At 70.4% G+C, this 17,897-nt stretch carries 15 protein-coding genes; 10 read left to right on the forward strand and 5 right to left on the reverse strand.

Annotation, left to right across the window (positions count from 1 at the left end):
- Window positions 1-7: 7 nt before the first annotated feature.
- Entirely contained in the window at window positions 8-295 is a 288-nt protein-coding gene (locus HEP85_RS25715; RefSeq protein WP_168530044.1) for a hypothetical protein, read from the reverse strand.
- A gap of 557 nt (window positions 296-852) precedes the next feature.
- On the opposite strand from HEP85_RS25715, the gene HEP85_RS25720 reads away from it, so the two are divergent.
- The 7 genes from HEP85_RS25720 to HEP85_RS25750 all read left to right on the forward strand — a co-directional run bounded on the left by HEP85_RS25720 (window position 853) and on the right by HEP85_RS25750 (window position 12,050).
- Window positions 853-3,027: an ABC transporter family substrate-binding protein gene (locus tag HEP85_RS25720; RefSeq protein ID WP_168530045.1), complete on the forward strand. Its 2,175-nt coding sequence runs from the start codon at window positions 853-855 to the stop codon at window positions 3,025-3,027.
- 228 nt (window positions 3,028-3,255) lie between these two features.
- The gene (gene typA, locus HEP85_RS25725) at window positions 3,256-5,163 is read left to right on the forward strand and encodes a translational GTPase TypA (protein WP_168530046.1); all 1,908 of its coding nucleotides are present in this window, start codon (window positions 3,256-3,258) and stop codon (window positions 5,161-5,163) included.
- A gap of 549 nt (window positions 5,164-5,712) precedes the next feature.
- A complete protein-coding gene (locus HEP85_RS25730; protein WP_168530047.1) occupies window positions 5,713-6,741 on the forward strand; it encodes an ABC transporter permease in 1,029 nt (342 codons plus the stop codon).
- A gap of 156 nt (window positions 6,742-6,897) precedes the next feature.
- Window positions 6,898-8,694, forward strand: a complete 1,797-nt coding sequence (locus HEP85_RS25735; RefSeq protein WP_168530048.1) for an ABC transporter substrate-binding protein — start codon at window positions 6,898-6,900, stop codon at window positions 8,692-8,694.
- 104 nt (window positions 8,695-8,798) lie between these two features.
- Window positions 8,799-9,776, forward strand: a complete 978-nt coding sequence (locus HEP85_RS25740) for an ABC transporter permease (protein WP_168530049.1) — start codon at window positions 8,799-8,801, stop codon at window positions 9,774-9,776.
- A 19-nt stretch (window positions 9,777-9,795) separates the two neighbouring features.
- On the forward strand, window positions 9,796-10,863 hold the full coding sequence (locus HEP85_RS25745) for an ABC transporter ATP-binding protein (RefSeq protein WP_168530050.1): 1,068 nt from the start codon (window positions 9,796-9,798) through the stop codon (window positions 10,861-10,863).
- 143 nt (window positions 10,864-11,006) lie between these two features.
- Window positions 11,007-12,050: an ABC transporter ATP-binding protein gene (locus tag HEP85_RS25750; protein WP_168534021.1), complete on the forward strand. Its 1,044-nt coding sequence runs from the start codon at window positions 11,007-11,009 to the stop codon at window positions 12,048-12,050.
- Between the two features lie 67 nt (window positions 12,051-12,117).
- Here the strand turns inward: HEP85_RS25750 and HEP85_RS25755 are convergent, their stop codons facing one another.
- Window positions 12,118-12,867, reverse strand: coding sequence for a trans-aconitate 2-methyltransferase (locus HEP85_RS25755; protein WP_168530051.1), 750 nt, complete (start codon window positions 12,865-12,867; stop codon window positions 12,118-12,120).
- A gap of 66 nt (window positions 12,868-12,933) precedes the next feature.
- Window positions 12,934-13,980 carry an amidohydrolase family protein gene (locus tag HEP85_RS25760; RefSeq protein ID WP_168530052.1) on the reverse strand — a complete coding sequence of 349 codons (1,047 nt, stop codon included), beginning with the start codon at window positions 13,978-13,980 and terminating at the stop codon, window positions 12,934-12,936.
- Between the two features lie 91 nt (window positions 13,981-14,071).
- Here HEP85_RS25760 and HEP85_RS25765 point away from each other — a divergent pair, with 91 nt between their 5' ends.
- From HEP85_RS25765 to HEP85_RS25775, 3 genes are all read left to right on the forward strand, one after another.
- A complete protein-coding gene (locus HEP85_RS25765; protein WP_168530053.1) occupies window positions 14,072-14,581 on the forward strand; it encodes a DinB family protein in 510 nt (169 codons plus the stop codon).
- Between the two features lie 4 nt (window positions 14,582-14,585).
- Window positions 14,586-15,002, forward strand: a complete 417-nt coding sequence (locus tag HEP85_RS25770; protein WP_168530054.1) for a VOC family protein — start codon at window positions 14,586-14,588, stop codon at window positions 15,000-15,002.
- A 163-nt stretch (window positions 15,003-15,165) separates the two neighbouring features.
- Window positions 15,166-15,843, forward strand: a complete 678-nt coding sequence (locus HEP85_RS25775; protein ID WP_168530055.1) for a DUF4232 domain-containing protein — start codon at window positions 15,166-15,168, stop codon at window positions 15,841-15,843.
- Between the two features lie 26 nt (window positions 15,844-15,869).
- On the opposite strand, the gene HEP85_RS25780 is transcribed toward HEP85_RS25775, so the two are convergent.
- Entirely contained in the window at window positions 15,870-16,286 is a 417-nt protein-coding gene (locus tag HEP85_RS25780) for a VOC family protein (RefSeq protein WP_168530056.1), read from the reverse strand.
- 85 nt (window positions 16,287-16,371) lie between these two features.
- Window positions 16,372-17,664 (reverse strand): MFS transporter, encoded by a 1,293-nt coding sequence (locus HEP85_RS25785; protein ID WP_168530057.1) that lies wholly within the window; start codon window positions 17,662-17,664, stop codon window positions 16,372-16,374.
- Window positions 17,665-17,897 lie beyond the last annotated feature (233 nt).

Consider the following 17,897-nt stretch of genomic DNA (forward strand, 5'->3'; position numbering starts at 1 on the left):
GGTCGGGTCAGGGGGCGTGCCGGTCCCGGGCGCCGAGACCTTCGTCGTCCGAGTCCGTCCACAGCGAGCTGTCGTACGGGGTGTCGGGGATGGAGACGAGGTCGGGGCGCCGGGGTTTCGTGAGCCCGGGTGCGGACTCGCGCAGCAGCGCCACGCTCTCCCGCAGGTGGTCGGCGTCGGCGCGGACGCGGCGCATGTCGAGCCCGCCGCCGATCTGCTGCTCCAGGCGTCCCATCGACCTCAGCAGGTCGTCGAGACAGCGCTGGACGGACGTGAGTTCATCGTGCACGGACATGACTTGCCCTCACTTCCACGGGCCCTGTGGCCCAAGGCGGCAACGTTCATGCGCCTGCGAGTGTCGCGCGTCACACGAGCCCCTGTGAAGGCGTGTGCACGGATTCCCGGATCGAACCTTCCGGAGCGCGCCCCCGCACGCTCTGAACGCGCCGGGTACGCCGGGCCGCCGATCCCCTGCCGTGATCCAGTGTTTCGGCCCCGCTCGGGCCCCGCCCCGAATCCGCAGTCCATGCGGTGTCCCGTATCCCCGGACCATCCCCGGACCCCGCCCGTCCGGCCTCTGTGGCCCGGCCTGTCCCGGATCCGCGGACCTCGCCCGTCCCGGATCCGCGGACCCCACCCCACGAGAGGGGCACGCACGGGATGCGCGGGGGCCGCGAACCCGCCGGTACGCGCCCGTTCGTTGCGCCGCACGGGTGGACTTCCGCGCGCCCCCGCCGTGTCGGCACCTCCGCACACCCTCTCTCCCGTTCAGTGGGTGCATACATCTGATCAACCGCATATCCGACCAAAAATGATCAGATCCAGCCTGTCCCCCCACCGGAGGTTGCAGTGATGTCCCACGACGGCGTCGGACTGCGCGCGGTGATGCGCTCGGTCGCGTTCCTGACCGCGGGCGCGCTCGCGGTGCCCGTCCTGACCGCGTGCAGCGCGGACGACGAGGAGAAGGCCAGTCCCGTCGCCGCGCAGGACATCGCGCCCGCGGGCCGCAACCAGGTCACGGACGGCGGCACCCTGCGATGGGCCGTCGACGCCGTCCCGGCGACCCTCAACACCTTCCAGGCCGACGCCGACGCCACGACCTCACGGGTCGCCGGTGCCGTGCTGCCCTCCCTGTACCGGCTCGACCGCGACGGCCGCCCGCAGCTGAACCCCGACTACCTGGAATCGGCCAAGGTCGTCGACGAGGAGCCCAAGCAGGTCGTCCTCTACAAGCTCAACCAGCAGGCGGTCTGGAGCGACGGCCGCGAGATCGGCGCCGATGATTTCGCGGCCCAGTGGCGCGCCCTGTCCGGCAAGGACAGCGCGTACTGGACGGCCCGCAACGCCGGGTACGACCGCATCGAGAAGATCGAGCGCGGCAAGAACAACCTGGAGGTCCGGGTCACCTTCAGCCGCCCGTACGCCGACTGGAAGTCGCTGTTCTCGCCGCTGTACCCGAAGGACGTCATGGGCGCCGCGGCCACCTTCAACGACGGCGCCCGCCGCAAGCTGAAGGTCACCGCCGGCCCCTTCGCCCTGCAGAGCGTCGACAGCAAGACCGGTGAGATCCACCTCACCCGCAATCCCCGCTGGTGGGGCCGCCCTGCCAAGCTCGCGGAGATCGCGCTGGTCGCCGTCCCGCGCGACCAGCGGGCCACCGCACTCGCCGCGAACAAGATCGACATGGCCGACGTCGATCCCGAGGAGGCCGGCCGGATCACGCTCGCGGCCGGAACCAGGGGCAGCGCCCCGATGCAGGGCCCGGGTACCCCGGGCAGCACGCTCGACCCCGCCCAGGTGCCGCACCCCTCCGCCGCGCAGTACACCACCGAGCAGAACGGCCTGAGCGGCTTCGTCGTCCGCAAGTCCCTCGAACCCGCGTACACCCAGCTCGCCCTGAACGGCTCCGAGGGCCCCCTCGCCGACGAACGCGTCCGCCGCGCCGTCGCCCGCGCCCTCGACCGCGACGCGCTCGCGCAGGCCGTGCTCAAGCCGCTGGGCCTGCCCGCCGTACCGGTCGGCAGCCACCTCGCGCTCGCCGGCCAGCAGGCGTACGCCGACAACAGCGGCGCGCTCGGCGGTCATGACACCAAGGAGGCGCAGGCGCTGCTCCTGGACGCGGGCTGGGTGCCCGGGGGGCCGGTGAAGGAGGAGAAGAAGGACAAGGAGAAGGGCAAGGCGGCCGGGCCCGAGGGCAAGAAGGCGGCCCCCGGTGCCGAGCCGGACTCCGACGACGGGACGTACATCGTCGGCGGGGACGACAAGCCGGCCGGGCTCGACCGGGCGAAGGCGGACCCGGCCGGCGAGTCCGAGCGGCAGCGGACGAACCACTCGGACGAACAGACGGCCACGCGGTTCGACGGCAAGCGGTACGCCCACCACGACACCCGTCAGGGCGGGGCTCCCGGCGCCTACGCGCCCAAGGGCACGGCCGCCCCCGCGGGGGTGGCGTCCGGTGTGCTCGCCAAGGACGGCAAGCCGCTGACGCTCCGCTTCGTGCTGCCCTCCGGCCCCGGCTCGGAGTCGCTGAGCACCGTCGCCGACCACATCTCGCGGATGCTGGAGCGCATCGGCATCCGTACGGAGACGACCAAGGTCGCCGGCGACAGCTACTTCAAGGACCACATCGCCGCCGGCCAGTACGACCTGGCGCTGTACTCCTGGCCCGCCTCCGCCTTCCCGGCCACCGACGCCCGCCCGATCTTCGCGAAGCCGGTCCCGGCCGCCGACGGCTCCCTCACCGTCGAGCAGAACTACACCCGGGTCGGCACGGACCAGGTCGACCAGTTGTTCGACCAGGCCATCGGCACGCTGGACGAGGACGAGGAGCGGGCCCTGGTCCGCAAGGCCGACGCGCGGATCTGGGCCGCCGCAGGATCGATTCCCCTGTACCAGCGCCCCCAGCTCACCGCCGTCCGCCCGAACCTCGCCAACGCCGGCTCCTTCGGATTCCAGACCCCTCTCTACGAGGACATGGGCTTCCTGAAGAAGGGCGCGAAGCCGTCGGCGACCCCCAGCACCCCCTGAGGGGCACGGGGCGCCGACGCCGAGCGGCTGCCCGCGCGCCCGCGCATCCGCGCGCCCGCGCCGGGCCCCGCCGAGCCGCGCCCGCAGGCCGCTCCCGCCGGGCCCAAACCCCCGGCGGGGGCGGCCTCCGTCAGGGCCACGTACCATGAGGTAAGGCCGAGGCGTGTTCAGCCCGGCAGGCCCCGCGCTGCGGAGGCCGTCCACTCACTCCGGGAGAAGCGCCTCAATATGGCCACGCGCCACGACATCCGCAACGTCGCCATCGTCGCCCACGTCGACCATGGCAAGACCACCCTGGTCGACGCCATGCTCAAGCAGGCCGGTGCCTTCGCCGCGCACGCCGCCGAGTCGCTCGACGACCGCATGATGGACTCGAATGACCTGGAGCGTGAGAAGGGCATCACGATCCTGGCCAAGAACACGGCCGTGAAGTACCACCCCAAGGACGGGGGCGAGGTCATCACGATCAACATCATCGACACCCCCGGCCACGCCGACTTCGGCGGCGAGGTCGAGCGCGGCCTGTCGATGGTGGACGCGGTCGTCCTCCTCGTCGACGCCTCCGAGGGTCCGCTGCCGCAGACCCGCTTCGTGCTGCGCAAGGCGCTGCAGGCCCGCCTGCCCGTCATCCTGTGCATCAACAAGACGGACCGGCCCGACTCGCGCATCGACGAGGTCGTGAACGAGGCGTACGACCTCTTCCTCGACCTCGACGCCGACGAGGACCAGATCGAGTTCCCGATCGTCTACGCGTGTGCGCGCGACGGCGTCGCCTCCCTGACCAAGCCCGCGGACGGCACGGTCCCGCAGGACAGCGACAGCCTGGAGCCGTTCTTCTCCACGATCCTGTCGCACGTCCCGGCCCCCGAGTACGACGAGGAGGCCCCGCTCCAGGCGCACGTCACCAACCTGGACGCCGACAACTTCCTCGGCCGTATCGCGCTGCTGCGCGTCGAGCAGGGCGAGCTGCGCAAGGGCCAGACCGTCACGTGGATCAAGCGCGACGGCACGATGTCCAACGTCCGCATCACCGAGCTGCTGATGACCGAGGCGCTCACCCGCAAGCCCGCCGAGAAGGCGGGCCCCGGTGACATCTGCGCCGTCGCCGGTATCCCGGACATCATGATCGGCGAGACCCTCGCCGACCCCGAGAACCCGATCGCGCTGCCGCTCATCACGGTCGACGAGCCGGCGATCTCCATGACCATCGGTACGAACACCTCGCCGCTGGTCGGCCGCGGTGGTACCGGCAAGGGCGCCGAGAACAAGGCCGCGGTCAAGGACCGCAAGGTCACCGCCCGTCAGGTCAAGGACCGCCTCGACCGCGAGCTGGTCGGTAACGTCTCGCTGCGCGTGCTCGACACCGAGCGTCCGGACGCGTGGGAGGTCCAGGGCCGTGGTGAGCTCGCGCTCGCCATCCTGGTCGAGCAGATGCGCCGCGAGGGCTTCGAGCTGACCATCGGCAAGCCGCAGGTGGTCACCCAGGAGATCGACGGCAAGGTCCACGAGCCCGTCGAGCGCATGACGGTCGACGTGCCCGAGGAGCACATGGGCGCGGTCACGCAGCTCATGGGCGTCCGCAAGGGCCGGATGGACAACATGTCCAACCACGGTTCGGGCTGGGTCCGCATGGAGTTCGTCGTCCCCTCCCGCGGCCTCATCGGCTTCCGTACGGAGTTCCTGACCGGCACGCGCGGCACGGGCATCGCCCACTCCATCCACGAGGGTCACGAGCCCTGGTTCGGCGTGCTGGCCACCCGTAACAACGGCTCGCTGGTCGCCGACCGCGCCGGCGCCGTCACCGCGTTCGCGATGACGAACCTCCAGGAGCGCGGCGTGCTGTTCACCGACCCCGGCACCGAGGTGTACGAGGGCATGATCGTCGGCGAGAACTCGCGCGCCGACGACATGGACGTGAACATCACCAAGGAGAAGAAGCTCACGAACATGCGGTCGTCCTCGGCCGACTCGTTCGAGGCGATCGTCCCGCCCCGCAAGCTCTCCCTGGAGCAGTCCCTGGAGTTCTGCCGCGACGACGAGTGCGTCGAGGTGACCCCGGAGTCCGTCCGTATCCGCAAGGTCAACCTGGACGGCCGCGAGCGTGCCCGCGCCGCGAGCCGCGCCAAGAACGGCTGATCCAGCGCCTGTCGAGCCCGGGTGCCCCCGACGTGGGGGCACCCGGGCTTTTCGCAACCCATTTTCCGGCCGCGCTGTCCGAAATGCGGATCCCCTCGCCCGATAGACATGTAACACGTCCGTTTCGGGGGCTTCTCGCTGGGATACCTTTGTCCAGATTTTAGAAGATGTACACCTCAGCTGTGATTGAACCGAGACCTAAAGTCTGTGGTCGCTCTCTGGCTCATGTCAGATAGTTAGCCGCGTAGCGCTCGGGTCAATGGGTCATGCGCCGTGCAGCGGCGCCGACTCACGAGCACCGTAGGGTTTTTGACCCTCCGTCAGGGGTGTCGGAGGTCAGTCATGGACCCCGCCTGTCCGTGCACCGGTTGAGTCATGAGGAGGCACCAGATGCCAACTACGCGTGTTCATCTGCGAGTTCTCGTAAGTCGCGCCCCGGCGCGCAGCGACCGATAGGCATACGTCTCTCCTGATCCGCATGGTCCGAACCGTGGCCGCCCGCACCCTGTGGCGGCCGCGGGCTCGGCGTACCCATGAAATGGACGAATCATGACGAGTCCTATCGAGGTCGAGGGCGCGGAAGCCTCTCCGGAGGTGCACGAGAAGACCAGCCGCGGCGATGCCGAGCAGCCCGCGGCGCTGGAGGGCAGATCGCCCGGCCGGCTGATGTGGCGCCGCTTCAAGCGTGATCGCAGCGGTGTGATCTCGGCGTACGTCGTGCTGTTCTTCTTCCTGGTCGCCGCCCTCGCTCCGCTGATCTCGAAGCTGTACGGCAAGAATCCCTACACGCTCTACGGGCAGGACGATCCCACGCTCCTGAACGACTTCAACATGCCCGCGGGACCCAACGGCGGCATCACGTCGGAGTACTGGTTCGGGATCGAACCCACCCTAGGGCGCGATGTGTTCACCCAGTTGCTGTACGGCATGCGCACCTCGCTGTACACGGCGCTGGCGGCGACGGCCGCGATGGTGTTCATGGGCATCCTGATCGGCCTGGTCGGCGGGTACTTCGGCGGCAAGGTCGACTACTGGCTCGGCCGGCTCACGGACTTCCTGCTCGCCTTCCCGCAGCAGTTGTTCATGATTGCGTCGATGCCCGTGATCACCGCGGTGTTCGTCGCCCCCGACGAGGAGACGCCGACCTACATCCACGCGCTCGCCATCATCGGCGTGCTGTGGTTCCTCGGGTGGATGGGCCTCGCACGGCTCATCCGGGCGGTCACACTCTCGCTGCGCGAGCGGGAGTTCGTCGAGGCGGCGAAGGTCGCGGGCGCCTCGCCGTGGCGGATCATCCGCAAGGAACTGCTGCCCAACCTCGTCACACCGATCCTGGTGCAGGGCACGTACATGCTGCCCAGCACCATCCTCTCGGTCGCGTTCCTCTCCTTCGTGGGCGTCGGCTACACCGAACCGACCCCCGACTGGGGCCGGATGTTCGCCATCGGCTCGGACATCTACGAGCAGGACCCCGTCTACATGTTCTTCCCGGGCATCGCGATGGTCGTCTTCGTCGTGGCGTTCAACCTCCTCGGCGACTCGGTCCGGGACGCGTTCGATCCCAAGACAGGGCGCTGACCCCGCCGTTCCCCCTTCCGCGCACGGCGGTTCCGTCGCGCGCGGACCGTCCCACCCCGCACGGCACGCACTCCGCACGGCACTCACTCCGCCCCGCACGGGCAGCCCACTCAGCACGGACAGTCCCACTACTCACAGGCAGGTGGACTCGACTCGATGAGCATCCTCAGTTCCCGCAGAGCGCGCACCGCCGTCGTCGCGGTCGCGGCAGGCGCCCTGGCACTGGCCGGCTGCAGCAACGCCGACAGTGGCGGCGGCAAGGACAAGAGCAAGAACAAGGAGGAGGCCGCCGCGCAGTCGGCCGCGGTGAAGATGGGCACCGCGCAGGACTCCACGGGCCCCGCCGAGGAGGTCACGGGGGCCCGGCCCGGCGGGACGATCCAGGTGTACGAGGAGGACGACTTCTCGCACCTCGACCCGGGCCAGATATACGTCAGCGACGCCGGCCTGCTCTCCAAGCTCATCTTCCGCGGTCTGACCACGTACAAGGAGGACGACAAGGGCGCCCTCACCGTCGTCGGCGACCTCGCCACCGACCCGGGCAAGGTCTCGGACGGCGGCAGGACCTGGACGTACACGCTGAAGGACGGCATCAAGGACGAGACCGGTCACGTGATCGGCTCGGCCGACATCCGGCACACCTTCGAGCGGCTGTACGACCCCTTCATCACGGACGGTCCGTCGTTCATCCAGCAGTGGCTGTCCGGCACGGGCACCACCTACCGCCAGGCCTACGCGGGTCCGTTCAAGGGCAAGCACCTGCCGGACACCGTCCTCGCGACGCCTGACGACAAGACGGTCGTCTTCCACTTCAAGGACGCGCAGCCCGACCTGCCGCAGGCGCTGGCGATGGCCGGCTACTCGGTCGTGCCCGAGAAGACGGACACCAAGGCGAAGTACGACACCAAGCCGGTCGCCGTCGGCCCGTACAAGATCTCGGAGTTCAAGGCCGGCAAGAGCGTGAAGCTCGTCAAGAACACCACCTGGGACCCGAAGTCGGACCCGATGCGGCACCAGTACGTCGACGGCTTCACCATCGACATCAACCACGACGACGAGGACCAGACCAAGACCATCCTCGCCGACCGCGGTGACGCCAAGAACGCCATCATGATGACCGGTCAGGTCGCCACCACCCAGGTGCAGAAGGTCGTCTCGGACGCCGCCGCGATGAAGCGCACGATCCAGGGCTACGCGCCGTACGTGTGGCAGATGAACTTCAACATGGACCGCATCAAGGACAAGAAGATCCGCGACGCGATCACCTACGCCATGCCGTCCACCGCGGTCTACAAGGCCGACGGCGGCGCGTACGGCGGTGAGGTCGCCAACAGCCTGATGTCGCCGACCACTCCGGGCTACCAGAAGGGCTACGACCCCTTCGACCGGGCCAAGCACCCCAACGGTGACATCGCGAAGGCCAAGAAGCTCATCGAGGAGGCCGGCGCCAAGGGCAAGAAGATCGTCTACGCCTACTCCAACATCCCGGTCCGCCAGCAGCAGGCCGTGCTCATCGAGAACGCGCTCACGAAGATCGGTCTCGACGTCCAGAAGAAGGAGGTCGACGCCGCCACCTGGTACGAGCAGGTCGGCAAGGTCGACAACGGCTACGACATCTACATGACCGGCTGGGGCCAGGACTGGTCCTCCGCCTCCACCGTCTTCCCGCCGCTGTACGACGGCAAGCAGATCCAGGACGGCGCGTCGAACTACTCGCACATCAACGACGACCACGTGAACTCCGAGATCCAGCGGATCCTGAAGATCACGGACAACGCCGAGGCCACCAAGGCGTGGACCGCGCTCAACCAGTACATCAGCGAGAAGGCCAACCCGGCGGCGCCGATCTACTACACCAAGACGTTCCAGATCGCCGGCACCAACGTGGGCGGCCTGCGCTACTCCACGGTGACGAGCTACACCGACCCGACCCGGGTCTTCCTCAAGAGCTGAACACGGCCTGGGGGCGCACCCGGCACTCCGCTCAGCGGGCCGCCGGGTGCGCCCCGGGCGCCGCTCCTGTCCCTGGCCAGCCGTCCTGAGAGCAGCGTTCCGCCATGCTTCGATTCCTCCTTCGCCGGACGTTCGGCGCCGTGCTCATCCTCCTGCTGATCAGCGCCTTCACCTTCTTCATGTACTACGCGATCCCCCAGGACCCGGCGACGCTCGCGTGCGGCAAGAACTGCACTCCGGACGCGCTCGCGATCATCCACAAGAACCTCGGCCTGGACGATCCGGTGCCGGTGCAGTACTGGAAGTTCCTCGTCGGCATCTTCGCCGGGCGGGACTTCTCGGTGGGCCACTGCCCGGCCCCCTGTTTCGGGGTCTCCTTCCGCGACCAGCAGATGGTCTGGTCCACGATCATGGACCGCTTCCCGCTGACGCTGTCCCTCACCATCGGCGGCCTGCTCGTCTTCCTCGTCGTCGGCCTCGGCACCGGCCTGATCGCCGCCCGCTTCCGCGGGACCTGGCTCGACAAGGCGTTCAGCAGCGTCTCGCTGGTGCTCAGCTCGATGCAGATCTACTTCCTCGGCCCGGTCGTTCTCGGCCTCTTCGTGTACAGCACCGGCTGGCTGGACAAACCCAAGTACGTGCCCCTCACGGAGAATCCCGCGCAGTGGTTCATGGGCCTGCTGATCCCCTGGCTCGTCATGTCCGTGATCTTCACCGCCAACTACACCCGCATGGCGCGCTCGACGATGATCGAGCAGCTCCAGGAGGAACATGTGCGTGCGGCCCGCGCGAAGGGCATGACCGGCCGGTACGTCTTCTTCCGGTACGCCTGGCGCGGCTCGCTCATCCCCATTCTGACGATCCTCGGCATGGACCTCTCGGCCCTGCTCGGCGGTGCCGTCGTCACCGAGTTCACCTTCGGGCTCGCGGGCGTCGGACGGCTCGCCGTGGACTCCGTCGTCGGCAAGGACCTGCCCAAGCTCATGGGCGTGATGATCTTCAGTGCCGCCTTCATCCTCCTGCTCAACGTCATCGTGGACGCGTTGTACGCGGTCATCGATCCGCGAGTGCGGCTGTCCTAGTGCGTGAGGAGACCTCCCAGTGACCACACTCACCAAGCCCGAGGACGCCCCGGCCGCCGCCGGAGCCGACGCGTTCCTCTCGGTCCGCGACCTGCGGGTGCGCTTCTCCACCGAGGACGGTGTCGTCAAGGCGGTCGACGGCCTCTCCTTCGCCCTGGAGCGGGGGACGACCCTCGGCATCGTCGGCGAGTCCGGTTCCGGCAAATCCGTCACCAACCTGACCGTCCTCGGTCTGCACAACCCGGCGACGACCACCATCGACGGCGAGATCGTCCTGGACGGCAAGGAACTGCTCACCGCCACCGAGGCCGAGTTCGAGCGACTCCGCGGCAACAAGATGGCGATGATCTTCCAGGACGCGCTGACCGCGCTCTCGCCGTACCACACGGTGGGCCGGCAGATCGGGGAGCCGTTCCGCAAGCACACCGGGGCTTCCAGGAAGGAGGCGCGCGAGCGGGCGATCGAGATGCTGGAGAAGGTCGGCATCCCGCACGCCGGGCAGCGGGTGGACGACTACCCCCACCAGTTCTCCGGGGGGATGCGCCAGCGCGTGATGATCGCGATGGCGCTGGTCTGCGACCCGGACCTGCTGATCGCCGACGAGCCGACGACCGCCCTGGACGTCACCGTGCAGGCGCAGATCCTGGACCTGCTCAAGGACCTCCAGCAGGAGTTCGGCTCCGCGATCATCATGATCACCCATGACCTCGGCGTGGTCGCCGACATGGCGGACGACCTGCTCGTGATGTACGCCGGCCGGGCGGTGGAGCGGGGCACGGTCCGTGAGGTGCTCAAATCCCCGCAACACCCGTACACCTGGGGCCTGCTGGCTTCCATGCCGCGGCTCTCGGCGGACGTCGACGAGCCGCTCACACCGATTCCGGGCGCGCCCCCGTCCCTGCTGACCCCGCCCTCGGGGTGCCCGTTCCACCCGCGGTGCGCCTTCCGGGGCGAGGTCGATGGCTCCGGCCGGTGCGTCGACGTCCGGCCGGACCTGCCCGTGCAAGGGCGGGGCGCGGCCTGTCACCTGACGATGGATCAGAAGACCAGGATCTTCACCGGGACGATCCGGCCCCGGCTGGGCTGAGGAGGCCGACTGTGAGCGACGAGAAGAGCACGGTCGTGGGCGACGGACAGGACGCGGCCGCGCGGACCGGGGCCGTGGACGAGGGGAGGGCCGCGGCCGGTCCGGTACCCGGGCAGCGGGACGGACGGCCGGGCGAACCACTCATGCGGGTACGCGACCTGAGGAAGTACTTCCCGGTGAAGGGAGGGTTTCCGATCAGGCGCACCGTCGGCGCGGTCCAGGCCGTGGACGGCGTCTCCTTCGACGTCTTCCCCGGCGAAAGCCTGGGACTGGTGGGTGAGTCGGGGTGTGGAAAGTCCACGACGGGACGGCTGTTGACCCGTCTCCTGGAGCCGAGCGCGGGCACGATCGAGTACCGGGGCAAGGACATCAGCCGCTCCACCCGCCGTCAGCTGGCCCCGGTCCGCTCCGAGATCCAGATGATCTTCCAGGACCCGTACGCCTCCCTCAACCCCCGCCAGACGGTCGGCACGATCGTCTCCTCCCCGATGGAGGTCAACGGCGTCCATCCGCCCGGCGGCCGTGAGAAGCGGGTGCGCGAGCTGCTGGAGACGGTGGGTCTCAACCCCGAGCACTACAACCGGTTCCCGCACGAGTTCTCCGGCGGTCAGCGTCAGCGCATCGGCGTGGCACGGGCGCTGGCCCTCTCGCCCAGGCTGATCGTGGCCGACGAACCGGTCTCGGCCCTGGACGTTTCCATCCAGGCGCAGGTGGTCAACCTGCTCCAGGAGGTCCAGCGGGAGATGGGCATCGCGTTCGTCTTCATCGCCCACGACCTCGCGATCGTGCGGCACTTCTCGCATCGCGTCGCGGTCATGTACCTCGGCAAGATCGTCGAGATCGCGGACCGCACCTCGCTGTACACCGGCCCGCGCCACCCCTACACCCACGCGCTGATGTCGGCCGTCCCGGAGGCGGACGTCGACGCCGAGAAGAAGGAACGCATCCGGCTCCAGGGCGACGTGCCTTCCCCCATCTCGCCGCCGTCCGGCTGCCGCTTCCGTACCCGCTGCTGGAAGGCGCAGGACAGGTGTGCCCAGCAGGAACCGCCGCTGGTCCGGCTCGAGGGTAACGCCGAAGGCCATCTGACGGCCTGTCACTTCCCGGAGGAGCCCACCATCGAGGCCCGCGCCGAGGACATCGTCCTCGACCCGGCGCTGGCGGCACTGGAGGAGGGCCGGAGCTGAGTGCCCGGAGCCGAATGCACGGACGCGCGGGGCCGCCGACGCGGGGGACGGGGGGCCGGCCCGCGCGTCAGCACCCCCGGGCCGTGTCCGGCCGGGCCGTCGTGATGATCTCCGGGGCGGCGGGGGTGAGCGGCCCCCGCGCCCAGTCGCCGTACTGCTCGGCCACGGTGAACCCCGCCGCCGCGAGGAAACCGGACAGGGCCTGCGCCCGCAGGAACCGCAGCGTGCTGCGGCTGACCCGCGGACGCTCCCACGCCGGGTGCGCGAACGTCTCGGTGAACGTCACCCGGTCCCCGGCCACCGGTGTCTCCACCTCGTGCCACACGCGTACGACCTCGCCGCCGGCGTCGGTGACGTGGCGAGCGCTCTCCGGGGTCCAGCGCTCCCAGGCGCGGGCGGCGGGATTGCGCGTCTCGAAGACGAACCGTCCGCCGTCGGTGAGGGAGCGGCGTACCGCGGCGAGCGCGGCGCGCAACTCCCCGTCGCCCAGCAGCACCTGGAACGCGTGACCGGTCATCACGACGAGGTCGAACTCCCGCTCCCACCGAGCACAGGCGAGATCCCCGAGCACCCACTCGCAGGCGGCCCGGCTGCGCGCCTGCACCAGCATGGCCGCGGCGGGGTCCAGCCCGCACAGCCGGCCCCGGTGACCGGCCTCCCGGGCCCTGGCGAGCAGCCGCCCGGTCCCGCATCCGACATCGAGCACGGATCGCGCGGACATCACCAGGTCCAGGTAGAAGTCGTCGCTCGGCCCCCAGGGATTGAGCGTGTCGTACAAGGCGGCGAGCGGGACGTCACTGAACGAGCGGTCAGCCATCGCAGCAGTCTGACAGCCCCCGGAGCCGCTCGAAGCAAGATCGACACACTCGCGGGACTCGTGCGCTCAGCGCACCACCCGGCCGCGCAGCACGATACGGCGGGGGTGGCGCAGGACGCCCGGTTCGCGGCGCGGGTCGGCGTCATGAACGGTGACGTCCGCGAGCCCGCCCTCGGTCAGGCCGCCGAGGCCGAGGAACGCGCGGGCGCTCCAGCTCGCGGCGCCGACCGCGGCCTCGGCGGGCAGTCCGGCGGCGATCAGGTGCCCGACCTCGCCGGCGACGTTCCCGAACGGCGCGGAGTCCGTTCCGGCGAGGACGGTGACCCCGGCGTCGTACGCCTCGCGGACGCGACGGATCAGCGTGCGGTGCCCCTCGCGCCACAGCCGGTCCCGGGGGGTGTCCCCGGTCCTGCGCGGTGCGCTGCCGGCGAAGGCGGTGAGGGTGGGGACGAACGTCGTCCCGTGCGCGGCCATGATCCCGACGCACTCCTCGGGCATGCCCATCCCGTGCTCGATGGAGTCGACACCCGCGCGAGCGGCATGCAGCACCCCCTCGGCGGACTGGCAGTGCACGGCGACGCGCGCACCCACCGCGTGCACCCCGTCCACGACCTCCCGCAGCAGCGCGTACGGTACGGCGGCGGCCTCGAAGTCCCAGTCGCCCATCAGCTTGCACCAGCCGTCGTGGGCCTTCGCCTCCGCGACCGCCGCGGCCACCAGGTCCTCGGCGACCGTGTGGAAGGGGGCGCTTCGGGACAGCCCGGCCCAGGCCAGCCAGCGCCCCGCGGTGATCATCCGCGGGGAGCCTGGCGCGTCGCGCAGCTCGGCGGGTATCTCGCCGAGGAGCCCCGGGAAGCGCAGGGCGGTGGTCCCGGCGTCCCGGTGGGCGGCGATCTGTTCGGCGAACAGACCGGCGTCGAAGGAGGAGGCGCCGTCCTCGTCCCGGACACCGGGGTGGGTGTGCACGTCGACGAGTCCCGGCAGCAGGAAACCGCCGTCGGCGACGGTCTCCACCGCGCCGGAGGGACGCTCGAAGGTGATCCGGTCGCCGAGGATCCAGAGGTCCCGGACGACGCCGTCGGGCAGTACGGTCCCGCGCAGATGGAAGGCCATGGCGTGGCAGTCTGTCGTCCGGCCGGGGGCGCCGACAAGTGCCGGCTAATTCGTTCGACATCGCCCGGACGGGCGAGGAAGCTTCACCGCGATGACGACGACGCGAACAGACACGCCTCCCGCATGGGACGAGCGCACCCAGCTCGCCACCTTCCTCGACTACGTCCGTGACACCGCCCGCGCCAAGTGCGAGGGCGTCTCCGCGCAGGACGCCCGGAGCGCCCCGCTGCCCGGCTCCCCGTTGATGACCCTGTGCGGGCTCATCAGCCATCTGCGCTGGGTCGAGTACTCCTGGTTCCAGGTGGTCTTCCTCGGCGAGGAGGACGCGGGACCCTGGACGGACGAGGACCCCGACCGCGAGATGCGGATCGCCGTCGACGCGCCGCTGGCCGACCTCCTGACGGACTACGAGCAACAGGCCGCGCGTTACCGCACGTTGGTGGCCGGGCACTCTCTCGACGACACGGCACGGCGCCCCATCCGGGACGGCCGCCATGTCGACCTGCGCTGGATCCTCCTCCATCTGATCGAGGAGACCGCGCGTCACAACGGACACATCGACATTCTGCGCGAGCTGGCCGACGGCGAGACGGGATCCTGAACTCATGGGCGACACACACGGGTTGAACCCGACCATCCGCAGCCTCACCTTCGACTGCACCGGCGATCCCTACGACCTGGGTCTGTTCTGGAGCGAGTTGCTCGGCCGGCCACTGGACGACGACGACAAGCCGGGGGACCCGGAGGCGCTGCTGCGGGACCCCTCGGGCGGACCGAACCTCCTGTTCGTACGCGTCGAGGAGGGCAAGACCGCCAAGAACCGCATCCATTTCGACCTCCAGCCGCACGGCCGGACACGGGCGGAGGAGGTCACCCGGGCGCTGGGCCTCGGTGCCCGGCAGGTCGCGGACCACACCCGGCCCGACGGCCGCGGCTGGGTCACCCTCGCGGACCCCGAGGGCAACGAGTTCTGCGTGGAGCGCGGGGATCTGGACCGGGTGACGGAACCGGCGCCGGAGTAGGTGACGGGCCGGGACGGAGTGTCCCGCGACGCGACGGTGAGCCGTTCGTGTCATCGTCGTGTCACAGACGGTCCCGCCGTCGAACCCCGGAGGCCGGCCATGTCCTCTCAAGTGGCAGGTGCCGATGAGGGTCCGGCACCGAACTTCTGCTTCGGGGGACTTCATGAACTACGGAACGGGTATCCGCGGGGCGGCGCTGGCGCTGGTGAGCGCGTCGGCAGCCACCCTGCTCATGACCGGATGTCAGCCGGGCGGGAACGCGACGGGGCCGGCGGCCTCGTCCGCGGGTCGTCCGGCCGGGGGAGCGGGGTCCTCCTCGACCACCCCCGCCACCGCCACCGCGCTTACCACCGCCACCGCCCCGACCACGGGCGCCACGGCCACCGCCACGGCCGCGACCGCGGGGTGCGGCGCGGGCGCTCTCGAGGCGTCCATGCACCAGGCCGCCGTCCGCCCGCAGGGCACCGGAACCGGTGCGGTGATCGTCGAGTTCACCAACGTGTCCGGCAAGCCGTGCGTCGTCCGGGGCCGTCCGACCGTCGCCGGCGCGGGCCAGGGTTCCCCGCAGAGCAGCCATCCGCTCCAGGCCACCCTCACGGGCTCCGTGTCCGCGGTGCGCCTCGCGCCGGGCGGGAGGGCCTGGACGAAGCTGACGTTCGTCCAGGTCCAGGGCGAGGGCGACGGTTACTGCGTCTCCGGGACCCGGCCCGTCACCTACCCGACCCTGGTGGTCGGCATCCCGGGCTCCGGATCGCACCAGGTCGCCCTGGAGGACGGTGTCCTGGCCGAGTGCGACGACAGGGTGACGGTCACCGCGGTGTCCCCGGCCAAGCCCTCCTGACCAGGGACCTCCTGACCAGGCCGCTTTCAGGCGGAGTCCGCGGAGCCGTCGCTGTCGTTCAGATAGCTCGCGCGCCCGTCGTCGTCGAGTTCGAACGACCCGCGGGGGATGACGCAGAACTCGTTCCCCTCGGGATCGGCCATGACCAGGAATCCTCCCGCCGCGTACTGCGGAAGCAGCCGACCGCCCAACGCTTCGACGCGCTGCCGCTCGGCGGCGGGGTCCGACGAGGCGACGTCGAAATGGATGCGGTTCTTGCCGGCCCTCGGCTCGGTGACCTTCTGGAAACCGAGCCCGGGGCCATCGCCGCGTGCGAGCCAGACGTACGGGCCCGTCCTCGCCGCGACCGGTCTGCCCAGCAGTTGGGCCCAGAACGAGGCCAGTCGCTCCGGATCGGCGCAGTCGACGATGAGGTCCTTGATGTCCACGTGGGTGTCCGTCATCCGCCGATACTGTCAGGTCTCGGTCACCCGGACCGGCCAGGGCCGGATGCCCGGAAGGACCCGCGCGATCCTGTGGAGCGGGCCCTCAGCCCGCCGCCTCCTCGCCGACGGGATGCTCCGCCGGGCCCGACGGAGCCGGGACCGCGGCTTCGGACGACGCACCGGCGGCGGCGCGAAGAGTGCGTACCTGGGGTGAGAGAAGGGCCGCGGCGGTGGCCAGGACCACCAGGGCCGCGCAGCCTGCCAGCGTGCGGCTGGTGCCGAGGGCGGAGGCGACGGGCCCCGCGGCGAGCAGTCCCAGCGGCGCCAGGGCGAGTGACCCGAACCAGTCGTAGGAGCTGACACGGGAAAGGACTTCCTCGGGGATCTCGCGCTGGATCGTGGTGGCCCACAGCACCCCGAAGACGTCGCCGGCGACGCCCGCGAGGAACATGGCCGCGGCGATCAGCCATACCGGGGCCCGGGTACTGAGCAGGGCGATCGGCACGGCCGCCGGGAAGGTGGCCAGTACGGCGACCAGGAGCGGCCGTGCGACCCGTACCCGGGCGGCGAGTCCCGCCCCGGCGATGGTGCCCAGGGCCTGGGCGCCCACGATGACCGACCACGCCCGTGCCCCTCCCAGATGGTCCTCGGCCGTCATGGGGCCCAGGACCCCGACGTTGGCGTTGACGGCCGCGATCACGATCGCGTACTGGGCGACCACGACCCACAGCCACTGACGGGACGAGAACTCCCGCCAGCCCTCGCGCAGGTCGGCCCAGCCCGACGACCTCTTCGGAGGCCGCGAGGCCGTCCGCAGACGGGCCGTCAACATCGCGCTGATCACGAAGGACGCGGCGTTCAGCGCGAGCGCCCAGCCGGCGCCGACCAGGGCCACGGTCACGCCCGACAGCGCCAGCCCCAGGAGCAGCGAGCTGTTGGTGCCGACCCGCAGCATGCCGTTGGCCCGCTGCAGCCGGTCGGCGGGCACGACCAGCGGCACGATGCCGTCCATCGCCGGAGCGAACAGGGAGGTCGCTGTTCCGGCCGCGGCGGCCAGCAGGCACATCGCCGTCAGCGGCGCGTGACCGGTCAGCACCATCGCGGCCAGCCCCGCGTACGCCCCGGCCCCCAGTACGTCGGCCACAGCCATCAAGCGGGACCGTGACATCCGGTCCGCGATCACTCCGCCGACCAGGATGAACACCAGCTGCGGCAGCGCCTGGCAGGCCACCACCAGCGACAGACGACCCGGACTGGCTCCCGGCAGAGCGAGTACCGCGAACGCCAGCGCGACGCGCGCGAAGCCGTTGCCGAGCACGGAGACGATCCGCGCGGAGGTGAGCAGTACGAAGGGCCGGTTGCGCCACAGCGGTGGCGCTTGCGAGGAGACGGTCACGGCCAGGCACTCTATGCGGCTCGGGCCGACGCCGACGAGACCCCGTGGCAGATCGGGGAACCCGGCGACGCGCACCCGCTCGTGCCCGGACCGGGAGGACGGGGGAGGCCGCCGGAGTGCTCGGAGCCCAGCGCGAAGGCCCGTGCGCTCCTGGGAGTGCACGGGCCTTCTGTTCCCCTGGAACCGGACGTTCGGGCTCGGGTCAATGGGCCGGCGAAAGTCTGGCTCCGTGG

Source organism: Streptomyces sp. RPA4-2, assembly GCF_012273515.2.
Lineage (GTDB): Bacteria > Actinomycetota > Actinomycetes > Streptomycetales > Streptomycetaceae > Streptomyces > Streptomyces kaempferi.

Bases quoted from the DNA above. Each gene is read 5' to 3' on its own strand.
- HEP85_RS25715 (WP_168530044.1), bottom strand. From the start codon at position 295: ATGTCCGTGCACGATGAACTCACGTCCGTCCAGCGCTGTCTCGACGAC.
- HEP85_RS25720 (WP_168530045.1), top strand. From the start codon at position 853: ATGTCCCACGACGGCGTCGGACTGCGCGCGGTGATGCGCTCGGTCGCG.
- typA (WP_168530046.1), top strand. From the start codon at position 3,256: ATGGCCACGCGCCACGACATCCGCAACGTCGCCATCGTCGCCCACGTC.
- HEP85_RS25730 (WP_168530047.1), top strand. From the start codon at position 5,713: ATGACGAGTCCTATCGAGGTCGAGGGCGCGGAAGCCTCTCCGGAGGTG.
- HEP85_RS25735 (WP_168530048.1), top strand. From the start codon at position 6,898: ATGAGCATCCTCAGTTCCCGCAGAGCGCGCACCGCCGTCGTCGCGGTC.
- HEP85_RS25740 (WP_168530049.1), top strand. From the start codon at position 8,799: ATGCTTCGATTCCTCCTTCGCCGGACGTTCGGCGCCGTGCTCATCCTC.
- HEP85_RS25750 (WP_168534021.1), top strand. From the start codon at position 11,007: ATGCGGGTACGCGACCTGAGGAAGTACTTCCCGGTGAAGGGAGGGTTT.
- HEP85_RS25755 (WP_168530051.1), bottom strand. From the start codon at position 12,867: ATGGCTGACCGCTCGTTCAGTGACGTCCCGCTCGCCGCCTTGTACGAC.
- HEP85_RS25760 (WP_168530052.1), bottom strand. From the start codon at position 13,980: ATGGCCTTCCATCTGCGCGGGACCGTACTGCCCGACGGCGTCGTCCGG.
- HEP85_RS25765 (WP_168530053.1), top strand. From the start codon at position 14,072: ATGACGACGACGCGAACAGACACGCCTCCCGCATGGGACGAGCGCACC.
- HEP85_RS25770 (WP_168530054.1), top strand. From the start codon at position 14,586: ATGGGCGACACACACGGGTTGAACCCGACCATCCGCAGCCTCACCTTC.
- HEP85_RS25775 (WP_168530055.1), top strand. From the start codon at position 15,166: ATGAACTACGGAACGGGTATCCGCGGGGCGGCGCTGGCGCTGGTGAGC.
- HEP85_RS25780 (WP_168530056.1), bottom strand. From the start codon at position 16,286: ATGACGGACACCCACGTGGACATCAAGGACCTCATCGTCGACTGCGCC.